This is a genomic window from Kitasatospora sp. NPDC007106 (assembly GCF_040634455.1).
GTDB classification, from domain to species: domain Bacteria; phylum Actinomycetota; class Actinomycetes; order Streptomycetales; family Streptomycetaceae; genus Kitasatospora; species Kitasatospora arboriphila.
In genome coordinates this window covers 1-1,138 of the sequence record NZ_JBEYFP010001399.1, presented here as the reverse complement: position 1 = coordinate 1,138, position 1,138 = coordinate 1, and the positions used below count along the sequence as shown (strand labels likewise).

At 78.6% G+C, this 1,138-nt stretch carries 1 protein-coding gene; it reads left to right on the top strand.

The genetic code is table 11. The annotated features are described in order from the left end of the window. Positions 1–1,138 (top strand): GAF domain-containing protein (locus ABZ641_RS38790; protein ID WP_359989406.1); only part of this gene is annotated, 1,138 nt, incomplete at both ends.

Genomic DNA, 1,138 nt, shown 5'->3' with positions numbered 1-1,138 from the left:
GCCCGCGGACTCGCCGCCCGCTACCACCTCGCCGCGGCCGCGCTGGCCTCCGCCGGCACCACCGAGGACCTCGCCCGGCTGCTGCACGACACCGCCCTGGCCCCGCTCGGCGTCACCGCCGCCGTCCTCGCCCTCCTCGAACCCGACGGCGCCCTGCGCCTGGTCGGCAGCCACGGAGTCTCCGCGCACCGGCTCAGCCAGTGGCAGCGGATCCCGCCGATGACCGCCCTGCCGCTCACCGAGGCCGCCCAGTCGGGCGCCGCCGTCTGGGTCGCCACCCGCAGGGACTTCGCGGCCCGCTACCCCGACGTCCCCGGCGAGGACCTCGTCCCCGGACGCACGGTGTGCGCGCTGCCGCTGCGCACCGGCGGCCGGGTGATCGGCGCGATGAAGCTCGGCTGGGCCGAGGAGTACCGGCCCGATCCGGACATCGAGCGGTACCTCGCCGCGGTGGCCGCGCTCTGCGCCGCCGAACTGGAGCGGGTCGGCGCGGGCGGCACCGCCGGGCCCGGCCGGGCCGCGCCGGTCGCCGAGCCGTGGTTCCGGGCCGTGCTGGACGCGCTGCTCGACCCGGTGCTGATCCTCGGCGCCGTCCGCGACACCGGCGGCGGCGTCACCGACCTGCGGGTCGAGCACGCCAACGCGGCCACCGTCGACCTGGCCGGCCGCACCCCCGGCGACATGGTGGGCCGCCGGCTCACCGAGCTGTACCCGGGCATGGTCGCCTCCGGCACCTTCGGCCGGCTGCTGGAGGTCGCCGCCACCGGCGTCCCCTACGAGGGCGGTGCCGAACGCTTCGAGGAGGTCGTCGGCGGCGCCGTCCGGGCCTCCGCGATGACCCTGCACGCCACGCCGTTCCTGGACGGCGTACTGGTCAGCTGGCGCGCCCACGACGAGCGGGACCGGCGGGAGACCCAGCTCGCCCAGGCCCAGCGGCTCGCCCGGCTCGGCACCTGGAGCTGGGAGCCGGGCAGCACCCGGCTCACCTGCTCGCCCGAGGTCCCCCGGCTGCTCGGCCTGCCCGACGACGGCAGCGGCGGGATCGGCCTCGCCCAGGCCCTGGCCGCCGTCGCACCGGGCGACCGCGAGGAGGTCCGCTCCGCCGCCGCCGGACTGCTCGCCGGGGCCGCCGACACCA